Raw genomic sequence first — 13,698 nt, 5'->3', positions numbered from 1 at the left:
TCCCGTCTCTCCTGTCAGGGATACATATGCGGCGCGGGGTTGTCGCCGGTTTCGGGCGCAACGCCTTTGTGGCCAAGCGTCTGCGGTACCGTCCATAGCCGACGGCTGCCGAGCGAGCGGTTGCCGTAGGACATGAACAGCGGGTGATATCCAGGGATCAGCGCGCGCACCACAGTCAGGCCAAGCTCGCGCACGTCGTCGCTTGTCAGGTCGATCAGCAGGGCCTCGTGATCGGTATCGGCCACCATGCAACACAGCCGTTCCAGATCGCCCGAGGCGTCGCCGGTGGAGAGTTCGGCCATCTCGTCGAAGTCGCGCCGGACGGGCGAGCGGAAGATGAAATCGGCCAGATGCGCGTTCGCCTGATCGGTCCAGAAATTCAGATGCGTCAGCTGGTCGATCACATTGTCGTGGCTGGGCGGGTTCGGTACGATGCGCGGCATCCACGACTTGATTGTGTGGCAATAGCGGCGGGTATGCGCCAGCTCTTCTAGCGCCTTGCGTATGGCCTCCTCAGCGGAAAGCGAGCTTGACGCCGCGAAGACGCGCGCCGGCAGGTCGGGCGCCTCGGAGGAGAGCACGGAAAGCACCGACGGCACGCCCACATCCATAGTGATGTCCAACAGGGTGACGCGCGAGCCGGTCCGCTCGAACCTGCTGACAAGGTCGTAATTGGCATCGCTCAGGGTTTCGACGGCGATCTGCGGCGGGGCGATCATCGCTTGCCAGGTGATCATCAGCGCATCGCGTTCGATCACCTCGCAGACGCCCGATACCGCCGCCTCGGCCGGCGTGCAGTGGCAGGCCATGCCGGTCGAGATCGGCTGCACGATCGGCGTGTCGCCGGCGGCCAGATGGTAGTAATAGGGCATATAGACCATCGAGGCAGGCACATGGATGCGCGCGCCCGTCAAAGGGTTTAGCGCACCGGTCCAGCGCACCGGGGTCGTGCGCATGAAGGGCGCCCATTGAAAGCCCGGCGCCTCGTATTGCGCGTCACTGTAAAGCGCCCACGTCTCGGGCGCGACACAGTCGAATGGGGCCTCGTCATAGCTGTGAAGCGGCAGATCCTCGACCTCGTAGATGGCCGAGCTGTAGCGTTCCACCGCCTCGCCCACCGCTTTGGCCAGCGCCACCTCGCGCGAGGCCGAGGCGCCGCCGGCATTGTTGAAATTCTCGAATTCCGAAAATGCGCTGGTGTTGCAGGCATTGGAAAAGTAATGGAAGAAATCCGGCGCCCCGGGCAGTGGTGGCATCTCGGCGACGTGCCCGATGATGCCGGTCTTCCAATCGACGAGGTCAGCGGTGATTCCGGACAGCCTTGCGAATGCCGCGCTCATGTCACAGCGCCTCCTTCTCGACGGTCTTGCCGCCGAATTTCTCCTCGGGGGTCAGCAGGCCCGAGTCCGGCGCATCGGCACCTTCATAGAACTGCGGCCCGGGGATGAAATCGGCCCGTTCGAGGCTGGCAGACGGGCGCAGGACCGCCGCGGCGCATGTGGGACAGCGGGGGACGCGCAAGACGCGGCGCGACGCAAGGGACGGGCCCAGCAGGTTCACTTCGACCAGAGAGCCGGCTGCCCGCGATGGGATCGCGCCGGTGTAGAACTTGAACAACTCCATCGCCGCCAGATCGCCCAGGATCGAACCCATCGAGGGGAAGAACCCCGACAGGCCTTGAAGTTGCGGCGCATGCGTCTCGCTTTTGCGCACTATGTCGAAATCGTCGATATGCGAATTTTCGCGCGACTGAAGGCAATGATAGCAGGCAGTCTCGCCCGGGATGACCATGGGACCGATATAACCCATCAGCTTGCGCAGCATGATCGGCAGCATCGCGATGCGGTTTTCGACGCAGAACGCATTCCAGTCGCGCAGCACCGAGGCCGCGCCGAAGTCCGATGTGACAATCAGGCAGTCCAGCCCCTTCGGATCGTTGTCGTCCAGCCATTTGTGATAGGCGATCGGGCCGGGGCCCGTGGCTGGCCACGCGGTCAGATCGGGCGCATCGCCCGACCCGAACAGACGCTGGTTTCTCAGCAGAGCGAAATCGACCACTGTCACGTTGGCGATACCGGCGGCCTGCAGCGCTTCGCACAGTCGCCGCGATACGGAGTTCACGCCAATTACAGCGATCCGCTTTTCGTCGATCCGACTGGCCGCTTCGGCCTCGGTCAGGCCGAAATGCCACAGGAAGATCTCCATGCTCGTTTCGCCCTGTGGCGCATCCGTTTCGCCCACATCCTCGGCGGCTACAAGAATCCGGCGCTCAATCAGCTTGCGGGCAAGCTGGGTGATCCCCTCGCGATCCGGTTCGGACGCGGCGGCGGCGATCTCGGCGATGCTCGCCGGCACCTCGGCGGCGTGTGACCAGACATGCCGCACCGCGTCGATGGCCCCATCACCCATTACCTTGATCTCGGTACAACCACGCACGACGATGACGCCGCCATCGATCTCGATAATCTGGGCGGGAAGGGACCGGTAGGCGGCGCTGTCCGATGGATCGGGCATGTGATCATACTGCATGGCGTCGTTCCGTTCTTGATTTGATCATGGCTCTGATGTCGCGGTGTTCGCCTAGCGAGGCGGCGAATGTCTTTTGCAGGTCGCGGTAGTGCCGCATGAACTGCTCTTTCGGCAGGCGCGTTTCGGTGACCGGATGTTGAAGGTCGAACAGTTCCCAGTTGGGGCGACCGTTGGGCTGCAGTTCGGTTACCGCGTCGAAGGTTTCTAGGGCCTCGGTGCCGGGCAGAGGAGTCAGGATGGTGAAGGAGGGATAATCGATCTTGTTGTGCTCGATGAACCGGACCAAGCGGCTGAAGGATCGCTCGGTGAAATCCGGACTCACGATGAAGCCGGCAAAAACGCTGATCCCGATCTCGCGCGCGACGCGCAGCCCATCCTCGACCTGGGCGACGCGCAACCGCTTGTTGAAGGTCGACAATTCATCGTCGCTGACCGACTCGATGCCGATGAACAATCGTTCCAGCCCCAACTCGTGCCATTCCTCGAGCATATCGCGGAACCGGATCAGCGTGTCGATCCGACAATAGGTGAAATACTTCTTGCGGATACCGGCGGCCTTGATGGCGCGGGCCAGCTGCAGCATGTGTTTCGTATCGATAAAGGCCTCATCATCAACGAGAAAAACATACTCCTCTTCGATCGCCGCCAGTTCATTGACCACCTGCTCAATACTGCGCTTGTGATAATGGCCATCCATGATCTTCCAGAGCGAGCAGAACGAACAGCGGAACGGACACCCGACCGAGTTGCGCATGAGCGCGATCGGCCGCATCCAGTCGATGTAATATGAGCTCCGGTCAGCCTGCGCGACCTCGCGATCGGGGGTCGGGATGTCATCGACGGCAAATGGCGGCGCGGGGCCGCCGAACACGAAGGTGTCATCGGCGCCCCGGGTCCAGACTGCCGCGATCTGCGGCCGGCGCTCGGACCGCGAGAGCGCCGAAAGGATCGCCCGGAAGGGTCCGGTCCCTTCGCCCTCGACCACGAAATCTATTTCCGGCTCGAAAAAATCCTCGGCCAGCAGTGTCGCATGGTGGCCCCCGACGACCGTGATAGCTTCGGGCAGGACCGACCGGATCTCGCGACATATTGCCAGATTGCGCAGCACATGCATGGAATAGCCGGTCACGCCCACGACATCCGGGCGATACGTCTCGAGCGTTTCGCGCAGGGTGCCGGGATGCAGGCGCAAATCCAGCAACCGGGGCGCGTGCCCATCGAGTTTCGCGGCCGCCGAAAGATAGCCAAGCGCAAGTGGCTCCGCTATCGCGCCCAAATCCCCCCAGCCGATAAGCTCGCTGGGCAGGTCCGGTTGAACGAGCAGCACTTTCATGGCGGCACACACCCCCAACTCCGTGATCCCGACGGGATGTCCGTTGATCCAAAGCCCTGTCGACCGGTCAGGCCCGACGCTTTCGGCGCCGATCTTGCCGGGAAACGCGCGCTGCGCTCGTCGCTAATGCGTCGCCTCGATCACGACGCTGGCGGTGCAGCTGCAGCACGGGCAGCAGGTGCAGCAGCAGCAGGCTGCGGCGGCGGCCAGTTGGGGTGTCGCGTTCAGCCGGTCCTGCAGATCGTCGAACGCATGCGCGACCGACGACAGATCGCCTACGCGCAGATCGAGCTTAGTGCGCTGATCGAAAACCTCGACGACCTTGTCTTCGCCCTGGGCTCGAAATTCCTTGGCCGTTTCGCGCAACACCACGAGATCGCGCTTGGTAAGCTTGCGCGCCTTTTCGGTCAGCATTCCGATTTCGATCTTGTCCAGCCCCATCTCGGTGATGGAGGCGTCCATCGGATACATGCCGCCTTGTTGTCTTTCGACCATGAGAAGTTCCTCCCGCTAGAATTATCATTATGAATATCACTGACAGAAAAACACTACCTAGAGTTATACACTGTTACCGGTCCGAAATCAAACATTTGCAAGATGTCTTCAGATGTTTGGCAGTTGGCATCCCCAACCCGAACGAGCGGATTGCAAGGCACTAACGTGCGCCGAGGTCAGGCGAGAGCTTCGATCGCAAAGCTGCCGTGCGACCTTCCTCGATCAATCACTGAAAACCAGCCCGAAGAGCTGAAGGCAGAGGCGCAGAAATGGTCAATCCTCCTGTGAAGGATGAATCACAAATCAAAACCACGGGGAATCTCCTGGGAGGCAGGTTTAAAGCCGGACGCTTTAGAAAAGAAGATATTCAAATAGCGGACACGACCGGCAGGCCCGTCCCGCTCCTCGGTTGTAGGACTAGGCCGCGACGAAGGTTAGTATTGAAATCAGTCGGGCTCGGCGCGATTGAACGACTGGTATGGAGAAATCTGCGGCGCCGCCGAAACGGCTTTGCTGCAAGCGCGATAGCTTTCTGCGCAAGCAATAGCCGCGCTAGCAAAAGTCGGCTAGGTCCGGCAACCCGGTCATTGGTGCGTTTGCAGTGAGCGGCCGCAGGGATCTTCAGTGTAAACCATTAGCTCGCAGGCAACTACACTAGGCAGTATCTTGTCTGTTTAGCAGACAAGATATCACCTCATGGGCGCCGGCCAAAACGCTTCTTTATTTATGCTCGTGTACCGGCACGAATCCAATTTGCTTGAATCATCGATCCATGTGATCTTTCTACCAGCGTATTTTCCTGCCTTGCTAGCACGGACTCCCAAGTTACTGGTTGAGAACAGCGAGACACGAAAATGGCAACTGTAGCCGAACAAATTAAAGCGGCGCCAACGGCAACCCAAGAAGCCGACATTAGCTGAACAATTGGCCGCACGCAGCGCGACGGACCAACCTGCCGTAGAGACCCAACGCGTAGGTCGCCAACTCCAAATCGGCACTCAGAGCGCCGGGCGTGGCATCTCCAATCTCGTGAGGCTGGCTCGCTTGGGTCCTCGCCCGGATCGCCAACTACAAAATCACACTTCTCGATGAACTCATGCCATGGCGTTACGCGGCCTTAGCAGCGCAATCGGGAACCCTAAGATCACGCTAGAGCGGCCGGACCAAACGGTTTCAGCAAATGGAGGCGGTTCGCCGAGGAAACCGACCAGATTCGTACCGCCATCCGACCTGAGGACAAAAAGAGCACGCGCTTGTGGGGTCCACTGGTACGGGTTGTTTAACCTAAGTGAGCAAGTGAGGTCATATTGCGGTAAATCGCTTCAAACGCTTCTGGCGCGGCGGCGGGCGGTGACGTCTCTTTCACAGCGAAATGTGACCGACTGCCAGCAGGAAGATCGAGCCAATCAGACAAAGAAGCCCATGCTTGTGGGGCGTGACACATTTGTTCGTAACAAACAAAATGCACGCGCGGGTGAGATTGGTACATCTTGACTAGATACCCGTAAACTGCGCCCCAAGTCTCCAACCAATAGAGGAGCTCTGTTGGCGGCGCGTCGCTATTAGGTTGATCAGAAAACACAGACGGGCGATGCCCTGGTCCAAACTCATGATGTGCGAGCCACGTCATGTATGCCCGCGTGAAGCGGTCTCCATCCTCACAAAACCTTTGATGCTGCGCGAGAAGAGATTGTGCGTGGGGCACTGGGCGGCGAAAGGGCACCAAAATCCTGGCATCTGGAAAAATGTCCAATAGCGCCGCAATGCGCAAAATGTTGTTGTTGTTTTTGGAAAGGTAACGCGTCGTCCCAGACCTCTTGAGTATCAGCTGTACGTATTTCCGAAAATTCTCGGAGACCTCTGATGGAACCTCATGTGGAACCAGACCTCTGGTTTTGTCATTTAGGTAGCGATGGCCCAAAAAGATACGCCAAAATACTTCTTCGAACGCTTCAGGACTGTCGACATCCACTAGAATACCATCGCCATGGGCACGCTCGCTGATTCCGATGTCTCGCCAAGATCGGCGGTGCAGGCGTGCCCACAGATTTGGTGCCATGACGAATGGCATATCGCGGTAGGTTAGAGTGCCAAAGGCTTCGCTGCCATAAATCGATCGCATCAGGACCGTGGTCCCAGCTCTTGCAAGGCCCGTGACAAAGACATGCTGGCCGCCAGCAAAAGGTTTCGGTTTCTCGATCCCACACTCGAGATCAAACTGCATCTCGCCCATGACATTACTGCCCAGTGCGAGGCGATGGAGCATGCGTTCTAGGGCGCTATAGTCCGCCACGACGCACACGATTGCGCAGGAAAAGCCAGAAAAGTCCCAAGGCCATCGACGCCATCGTTCCCCAGATCGTCAAGAGACGGTCCATAACGTGGATATCAAAAAGACGCCCGATCATATCAGTGATCACAAAGGGCATCAAAATCGCCATGAGCATCACAAACAGCAGCATAGACGCGCCGAATATGCGCATAGCATACACAGGCAAGGCCTTTTCCTTCCAGTGGTCAGATATATGGCGTGCGCCAATGATCTGCACGGCCCGTTTGCTGCTCTGGATTGCACGCGGCAAGGCTTTGTCCAGCGGCACACGCAGTGCAACCTCAACCGCCAGGATCGTTGCCAATGCCAAGAGAATTGTGGGCAGCATCATTTATCAGGTATTTGAGCGTCACAGGCGTCCCGAGGCGCGCGCTTGTTTCTTAGCATCCGCTTTATCGGGTAGTACAACACCGCGAAAATCGCCAAGAAAATACTGCCAATCACACCGAAGACGACTGCGACCGCCCCTGCCCCCATCCCGGGTCCAATGTAAGCCATAGCTGGTGTAGCAGCTGTCAAGAAAACAGCGGCTGCCAAGCCAATCAGATATTGCATTGTGCTTCCTTCAACTGCTCAAGTGCGGACTCTGCCGTCGCTGCCGAAATATAACGCGACCAGTTTAGGGTCCAAACACGTCCATCCTCAGATCTGTTCAAATAGGTCCACTGTGGCTTCCCTGTTTCACTGAACTTGATCAGACGGCCTGCATTTGTGTCTTCCATCATGATCCCGTTACCGGGAAGCTGATCAGCAAGACCCTGATTGAGAGTGCGCACATTGGTCTCCCGCATCGGCTCCGCAAATACGGGATCGCCCTCTCGTTCGGGCAGATGATAGCGCACGATCTCGTTGGTGCTGATTGTCATGGAACCCTGCGGACCGGTTCGTTTCCTGTTGTCAAAAATCTGCACTACATCCGGCGCAATGATATCAACATCATGTTGCTGCATCATGTAGTCCTGTGTCCACCAAACAAGCTCGTCCGTTGCTGGGCGATATAGCATCAACATGTTTAAATGGCTCAGGCTCAAATACACATCTCCGCGCCGCGAAAGCTGGCCATCTTCAAAGACGGGCTGCACATCGTTTAGGTGGATCGGGTCGATCTGATATGCGTCATAGTCATTCACGAGATTCAAAAGACCCGCGTTGATGATAATCTCCATGACAGAGCGATCGTAAAGCACCTCACCCTGAGGCGAAAGCTGAATAGCCCGATTGTCTACGAAGTCTGCGTTAAACCCAAGATCGGCGACTTCCGGGGTCATTTGTCCAGAGCCAACGCTCCAGAAGTTCCCGTACGCATCTTGTTCCAGGGCGTGATGGAACATGAAGTCGGAGTTGACCCATTCTACATCCGAGCATGCGCCAACACGATACATGGCACCGAAATGCACCTTTACGAATAGACCGCCATCGTCACCAAGCCAGGGATGAACAGTGCGCATTGTGTGGGACTGGGACGCAATCGGCGTACTGATGAATGGCGCTTCACTTTCAAAGGACATGTCTTCGGCATTGTCGAAAACCCAACGGTGCAAGACGTCCGCCTCGCCTTCGCGTAAAAGTTCCACAACGCTACGGCCAATGTTTCCGTCATAGCGCGAAACCAAAAGGTATTGAGGGTCGACAATACCCTCCTCAAGGATGGAAAAACCGGTCGGTTCGTCGGGAAAACGATCCGGAACGACGTGGTTGTCGCGCTTGAGTTCGCCCCGTGCTAGCTGAACAACAGTGTGGGGGAAGCGGGCAATGTTCAAGGCTGCGGTAGTAGCTAGTGGCAGCCGCTGCCCACCTTCTACTCTGTACAGCACCAATGACGACAACATTACGGATCCAAACAGACCCAAAATTGCCAAAAACAAAACCAGCCAGGCTTTCACATTACCAAAAAGAACGCGCTCCATATGGCTAAAACCTCACTAAGCACATGTCATTAACTTTCACCCATTCGCCTGAGCGTTTCGATTAAAGTACGCTCCATCTGTGGTCTAGGGTTCCAAAGAAATATTGGGGTTTACAAGGTGGTTCTGTGTCAAAATGACGACGCGTCATGCGGTCACTTTCTATTACGGCTGCCCAAGGGTACGTTACTCTCAGTGGTTTGCCACAGGCCGAGCTAAGCGAAAGCGTCGGCTTCGAACTGACTAATGACATTGGCAGCAAACCAATTCTAAAACCTCTTGTATGGACGCGTCACGTTTTGCCGCCAGCGCAATTCAATGCATGGTTTTTGAACGGTATTCCGCGTCCAGGAAAAATACTCCACAAGCTTGGGACGTCGAATGGGTTTAGCGACAGTAGCTCCTGCTGGGAACAGGTCGATTTACAGGTCATCCTGGATGGCTGTTGCGACTGGAGCGACGCGCCCAACTTGAATGGTACCGGCTACGCCGAACAAAAAACCGAAGGTATTGCCCGCCAATTGAATTTTTCGGCCATTTGTCCCGCCTCTGTGATTTTCTTTTTGGGGAAGGATACCGCGTTGCCAAGCTTCGACCAAGCCTCTCAATAGTAGAGAGTGGCTCGGGTGGCGGTGAAACCTAACTGCGAGTCCTTAGCCTCCGATGCTGCGGGTTACGCTAGTGTTGGCTTCTAAGATCAGTTCTGCCAAAGGCGCTTGGTATGGTGGTTTTCTAAGGCGTGTGCCGATTGCGAAGTAGCGGGATATTACTTTCTGTACAGTTTCTCTGGGGTATTCTTGGGTCGCGGATTATCAGCAAGTCCGTCATTTGGTTCGGGTGGCCGTATACGCACGCCAGATCCCAAACAGGATGGATCAGCGCGGATCAGACAGGTGCGCGTGCCGTTACTCAAGCACGGTGATCCTGCGCGCGATCTCATCGTCATCCATGTGCGGGATACCTTCCGTCTGGCCCGGACCGGGCTGGCTGGGCTTATTCCGACGCAGGAAGGTTTCCAGCGTGGTGGGTGCTGCCATAGGTGGAGGGGAACCGCGCGCCTGCTGGCCGGGTGTCCATCCGACACCAGCGGAACGCCGCACTTGCTTCGGCGGCAGTATCGGTCCCAGCGCGGTTAAGGCTCGGGACGACCCGCCCAAAAGGGGGTGTGGATGTTTTCAATTTGCTGGCGGACATTTTGGCGGACATGCCAATACGGTAAATCGCCAAGCATTTAAGACAAAATTGGAGAGGTGGTGTATATGGTGCCCAGAAGAGGACTCGAACCTCCACGTCCATACGGACACTAGCACCTGAAGCTAGCGCGTCTACCAATTCCGCCATCTGGGCACGGGTTGGTGGAGCGTCGTTTAAGCGTGGTGCTTGGGGGTGTCAATCCGATTCTGCATGATCATCGGGCCGTGGCGCGGGTCTTCCGAGCGACGACTGTGAAAAAACCTCAAATCCGGCCTTTGCCGTGCCAATTTGGCGTCTTGTCTGCGCGCCAAGCGGCAGATAGACCCGTTTCGAACCTGTGCGCGAGGAGCAAGACATGTCCCAGCTGGTCACGATCTATGGCGGATCCGGTTTTGTAGGGCGGTACATCGCAAGACGGATGGCCAAGGCAGGTTGGCGTGTGCGTGTCGCCGTGCGCCGTCCGAATGAGGCGATCTTTGTCAAACCCTACGGTGTCGTGGGACAGGTTGAGCCTGTCCTATGCAACATCCGTGACGATGCGTCTGTTGCGCAGGTGATGATGGGCGCCGATGCCGTTGTGAATTGCGTCGGCATTCTCGCCAAACAGGGCAAGAACACTTTTGATGCCGTGCAGGCGGAAGGGGCGGAGCGGATTGCGCGCATCGCAGCTGAGCAAGGCGTCGAAAAGATGATCCACATCTCTGCGATCGGTGCGGATGCAGAAAGCGCCAGCGATTATGCCCGGACCAAAGCAGAAGGTGAAGCGGCTGTTCTACAGCACATGCCGGAGGCGGTGATTTTGCGCCCCTCCATCATCTTCGGGGCAGAGGACCAGTTCTTTAACCGGTTTGCATCCATGTCCCGTTTGGGCCCAATCCTGCCTGTCGTCGGTGCAGATACCCGGTTCCAGCCTGTCTATGTTGATGATGTTGCCAAAGCTGCCGAACGTGCGCTGACAACCAATGTCCCTGCCGGTGTGTATGAGCTTGGCGGCCCGGACGTGCACACATTCCGGGCACTGATGATTTTGATGCTCGAGGTGATCCGTCGCCGCCGTGCCGTTGTGAACATTCCGTTTTGGGCCGCATCCATCATGGGGTTCGGCTTTGACACGCTGAATGCGCTGACACTTGGGCTGGTCCCGGCGCAGATCACGCGCGATCAGGTGCGCAACCTGCGCAATAACAACGTGGTGTCCGATGGCGCCAAAGGTTTCGAGGATCTCGGGATTGATCCGATTGCGATGAGCTCGGTGCTGCCAGACTATCTCTGGCGCTTCCGCCCGTCTGGCCAGTACGATGCGATCAAGGAAAGCGCGCGGAACCTCCGCGTCTAACTGTAGGCCCAGATCAACAACCCAATTCCCAGGATGACGCGGTAGATCACATACGGTGTGAAGCTGACACTGCGCAGCAACCGCATCATCAGAACGAGGGCTGCGAGGGCTGCGACAAAGGCAAACGCGGCTGCTATAGTCGCGTCGCGCATCACGGCCCAATTTGCATCGCTGACGACATCAATACTCAACACCGCACCTGACGCGATGATAACAGGGATCGACATGAGCATGGACAGTTTGGCTGCCCCTTCTCGCTCGTATCCAAGGGCGCGTGCGGCGGTGATGGTGATCCCCGACCGGGACGTGCCGGGGATCAGCGCCAGGCATTGTGCAAGGCCCATCAAGCCCGCGTGCTTGATGGTCCATCGTTCTGCTGTGCGATCGGTCGGGCCGCGTTTGTCGGCCCAGTAAAGGACAAGACCAAAGATCAGCATGGTCCATCCGATCACCGCTGCGCTGCGCATGGCTTCGTCCAACCCGGTCACTTTGATGGCAAGGCCAACTGCCAGTGCTGGAATCGTTGCCGTGATCAGGCACAGGGCCAGGAATGCGCCCTGGGTGTCGACCTTGCGCTGTGCGAGCCGTGTCAAACCATGTGCAGCGGTTTGTACATCGGACCAGAAGTACAGGATAACCGCGAGCAACGTGCCGACATGCACTGCAACATCGATGGCGAGTCCCTGATCTGGTGTTCCGGTCAGCGTTGGCAACAAGATCAGGTGCCCAGACGATGACACCGGCAAGAATTCGGTGATGCCTTGAATGATGGCCACCATCAGAAGTTGAAAAAGAGTCATCTTGCGCCTGGTCCTGTGATACAGTGACGTTACAAGCCTTTGATTCTGAACGTAAAGCAGGAATATAGGTCCGGCTCGGATATATATTGCGTCAAATTTCCCAAACTGACGCCGCGATTTCACGAGAAATCTGAAATAAAGTCAGCAATCCTGACTTTTAATTCTCTTCGCTATATCATAAACGGCGCAGACCGCTTGTTGGAGGATATGTCTTGGCTGAACAACCGATGCTGAAATTCGTGAAGATTGAACGGGACATGCCTGAGAAGCGTGGGGCTGAGGTGCGTCGTGAGGATTTTCGGGAAATTTATGCCGAGTACGCCGATGCGAAGGCGAAGGAGCAGGCGTCGCGCTGTTCGCAATGTGGGGTGCCCTATTGCCAGTCGCATTGTCCGTTGCACAACAATATCCCTGACTGGCTGAAGCTGACCGCCGAGGGGCGCTTGCGTGAAGCCTATGAGGTGAGCCAGGCGACCAATACCTTCCCGGAGATCTGTGGCCGCATCTGCCCGCAGGACCGTCTGTGTGAAGGCAATTGCGTGATTGAACAGTCCGGCCACGGCACCGTCACCATTGGGTCGGTTGAGAAATACATCACGGATACCGCCTGGGAAGAAGGCTGGGTTCTGCCCATCAAGCCGAGCACGGAACGGGCCGAATCTGTTGGCATCATCGGGGCGGGTCCCGGCGGGTTGGCCGCAGCGGACGTGCTGCGCCGCGCCGGTGTGCAAGTCACCGTCTATGACCGCTATGATCGCGCGGGCGGTTTGCTGACCTATGGCATCCCCGGCTTCAAGCTGGAGAAGGATGTTGTCATGCGCCGCAACGAGCAGCTTGAGCTGGGTGGCGTGACCTTCAAACTGAATTGCAACGTGGGCGAAGACATCGCTTTCGATGACATCCGTGCAGAACATGACGCCGTGATTATCGCTACTGGCGTATACAAAAGCCGTGATCTTTCAATGCCTAACGGTGAATCAGCAGGCATCGAGAAGGCCATTGATTTCCTGACCGCATCGAACCGCAAAAGCTTTGGCGATGACGTGGCTGACTTTGATAGCGGCCGCCTGAATGCCGGGGGCAAGCGGGTGGTTGTCATTGGTGGTGGCGACACTGCAATGGACTGTGTGCGGACGTCGATCCGGCAGGGTGCAACGAGCGTGAAATGCCTGTATCGCCGCGACCGCGCGAACATGCCCGGCTCGCAACGCGAAGTGCAGAACGCCGAAGAAGAAGGCGTCGTTTTCGAATGGTTGAGCGCGCCCAAGGGCTTTACCACCGACGGGGAAAAGGTGGCCGGAGTCATGGTGCAAAAGATGCGTCTGGGTGCCCCTGATGCCACGGGTCGCCAAGCGCCCGAGGTGATCGAAGGTGCCGACTATGTCGAAGAGGCAGATATTGTCATCAAGGCGCTGGGCTTTGAGCCTGAGGACCTGCCAACGCTTTGGAACACGGACGGTTTGGACATCACCCGCTGGGGCACGATCAAGGCGCAATTCACCACAGGCAAGACCGCCGTCGACGGTGTCTATGCCGTGGGTGATATCGTGCGGGGTGCGTCGCTGGTGGTGTGGGCGATCCGGGATGGTCGGGACTGTGCCGACGCGATCCTTGAACAGTTCAACGCGGCAACCGAGGTGATCGCGGCAGAGTAAATCGCGTAGTTTCGGATCGAAACTGCGAAGTTTGGTATCCCTGAAAACACGCCGTTTTCCAGCGATTTTGGAAAACTGCACATTTGTCGGCTCAAACCGCGAAGTTTGGGATGGGGCCGA

At 57.5% G+C, this 13,698-nt stretch carries 13 protein-coding genes and 1 tRNA gene; 3 read left to right on the top strand and 11 right to left on the bottom strand.

Annotation, left to right across the window (positions count from 1 at the left end; genetic code table 11):
• Window positions 1–14: 14 nt before the first annotated feature.
• The 8 genes from AC53L6_RS05615 to AC53L6_RS05580 form a co-directional block, all read right to left on the bottom strand.
• The gene (locus tag AC53L6_RS05615) at window positions 15–1,340 is read right to left on the bottom strand and encodes a YcaO-like family protein (RefSeq protein ID WP_299601559.1); all 1,326 of its coding nucleotides are present in this window, start codon (window positions 1,338–1,340) and stop codon (window positions 15–17) included.
• A 1-nt stretch (window position 1,341) separates the two neighbouring features.
• Window positions 1,342–2,529, bottom strand: coding sequence for a TOMM precursor leader peptide-binding protein (locus tag AC53L6_RS05610; protein ID WP_496907106.1), 1,188 nt, complete (start codon window positions 2,527–2,529; stop codon window positions 1,342–1,344).
• Window positions 2,519–3,862 (bottom strand): B12-binding domain-containing radical SAM protein, encoded by a 1,344-nt coding sequence (locus AC53L6_RS05605; RefSeq protein WP_496907105.1) that lies wholly within the window; start codon window positions 3,860–3,862, stop codon window positions 2,519–2,521. The genes AC53L6_RS05610 and AC53L6_RS05605 overlap by 11 nt, the downstream gene beginning before the upstream one ends.
• Before the next feature lie 123 nt (window positions 3,863–3,985).
• On the bottom strand, window positions 3,986–4,357 hold the full coding sequence (locus AC53L6_RS05600) for a hypothetical protein (RefSeq protein WP_299601551.1): 372 nt from the start codon (window positions 4,355–4,357) through the stop codon (window positions 3,986–3,988).
• 1,279 nt (window positions 4,358–5,636) lie between these two features.
• The gene (locus AC53L6_RS05595) at window positions 5,637–6,650 is read right to left on the bottom strand and encodes a sulfotransferase (protein ID WP_496907104.1); all 1,014 of its coding nucleotides are present in this window, start codon (window positions 6,648–6,650) and stop codon (window positions 5,637–5,639) included.
• Window positions 6,637–7,020, bottom strand: coding sequence for a hypothetical protein (locus tag AC53L6_RS05590; RefSeq protein ID WP_496907103.1), 384 nt, complete (start codon window positions 7,018–7,020; stop codon window positions 6,637–6,639). The genes AC53L6_RS05595 and AC53L6_RS05590 overlap by 14 nt, the downstream gene beginning before the upstream one ends.
• On the bottom strand, window positions 7,017–7,244 hold the full coding sequence (locus tag AC53L6_RS05585; protein ID WP_496907102.1) for a hypothetical protein: 228 nt from the start codon (window positions 7,242–7,244) through the stop codon (window positions 7,017–7,019). Before AC53L6_RS05585 ends, AC53L6_RS05590 begins: the two co-directional genes overlap by 4 nt.
• Window positions 7,232–8,596 (bottom strand): arylsulfotransferase family protein, encoded by a 1,365-nt coding sequence (locus AC53L6_RS05580; RefSeq protein WP_496907101.1) that lies wholly within the window; start codon window positions 8,594–8,596, stop codon window positions 7,232–7,234. Before AC53L6_RS05580 ends, AC53L6_RS05585 begins: the two co-directional genes overlap by 13 nt.
• 146 nt (window positions 8,597–8,742) lie before the next feature.
• On the opposite strand from AC53L6_RS05580, the gene AC53L6_RS05575 reads away from it, so the two are divergent.
• Complete coding sequence (locus AC53L6_RS05575) at window positions 8,743–9,204, top strand: hypothetical protein (RefSeq protein WP_496907100.1); 462 nt, start codon at window positions 8,743–8,745, stop codon at window positions 9,202–9,204.
• Window positions 9,205–9,498: 294 nt separating this feature from the next.
• Here AC53L6_RS05575 and AC53L6_RS05570 read toward each other — a convergent pair whose 3' ends face one another.
• Both AC53L6_RS05570 and AC53L6_RS05565 read right to left on the bottom strand, forming a co-directional pair.
• Window positions 9,499–9,630: a hypothetical protein gene (locus tag AC53L6_RS05570; protein ID WP_496907099.1), complete on the bottom strand. Its 132-nt coding sequence runs from the start codon at window positions 9,628–9,630 to the stop codon at window positions 9,499–9,501.
• A 223-nt stretch (window positions 9,631–9,853) separates the two neighbouring features.
• Window positions 9,854–9,940, bottom strand: a tRNA-Leu gene (locus AC53L6_RS05565).
• A gap of 202 nt (window positions 9,941–10,142) precedes the next feature.
• On the opposite strand from AC53L6_RS05565, the gene AC53L6_RS05560 reads away from it, so the two are divergent.
• A complete protein-coding gene (locus AC53L6_RS05560) occupies window positions 10,143–11,123 on the top strand; it encodes a complex I NDUFA9 subunit family protein (RefSeq protein WP_496907098.1) in 981 nt (326 codons plus the stop codon).
• Here AC53L6_RS05560 and AC53L6_RS05555 read toward each other — a convergent pair.
• Entirely contained in the window at window positions 11,120–11,923 is an 804-nt protein-coding gene (locus AC53L6_RS05555) for an undecaprenyl-diphosphate phosphatase (protein ID WP_496907097.1), read from the bottom strand. The genes AC53L6_RS05560 and AC53L6_RS05555 overlap by 4 nt on opposite strands.
• A 212-nt stretch (window positions 11,924–12,135) precedes the next feature.
• On the opposite strand from AC53L6_RS05555, the gene AC53L6_RS05550 reads away from it, so the two are divergent.
• Window positions 12,136–13,578, top strand: a complete 1,443-nt coding sequence (locus AC53L6_RS05550; protein ID WP_496907096.1) for an NAD(P)-dependent oxidoreductase — start codon at window positions 12,136–12,138, stop codon at window positions 13,576–13,578.
• Window positions 13,579–13,698: the final 120 nt, after the last annotated feature.

This window comes from Tateyamaria sp. LSS28 (assembly GCF_059611725.1).
Note: the sequence above shows the minus strand (reverse complement) of the source record. Positions and strands in the feature narration are given on the sequence as shown.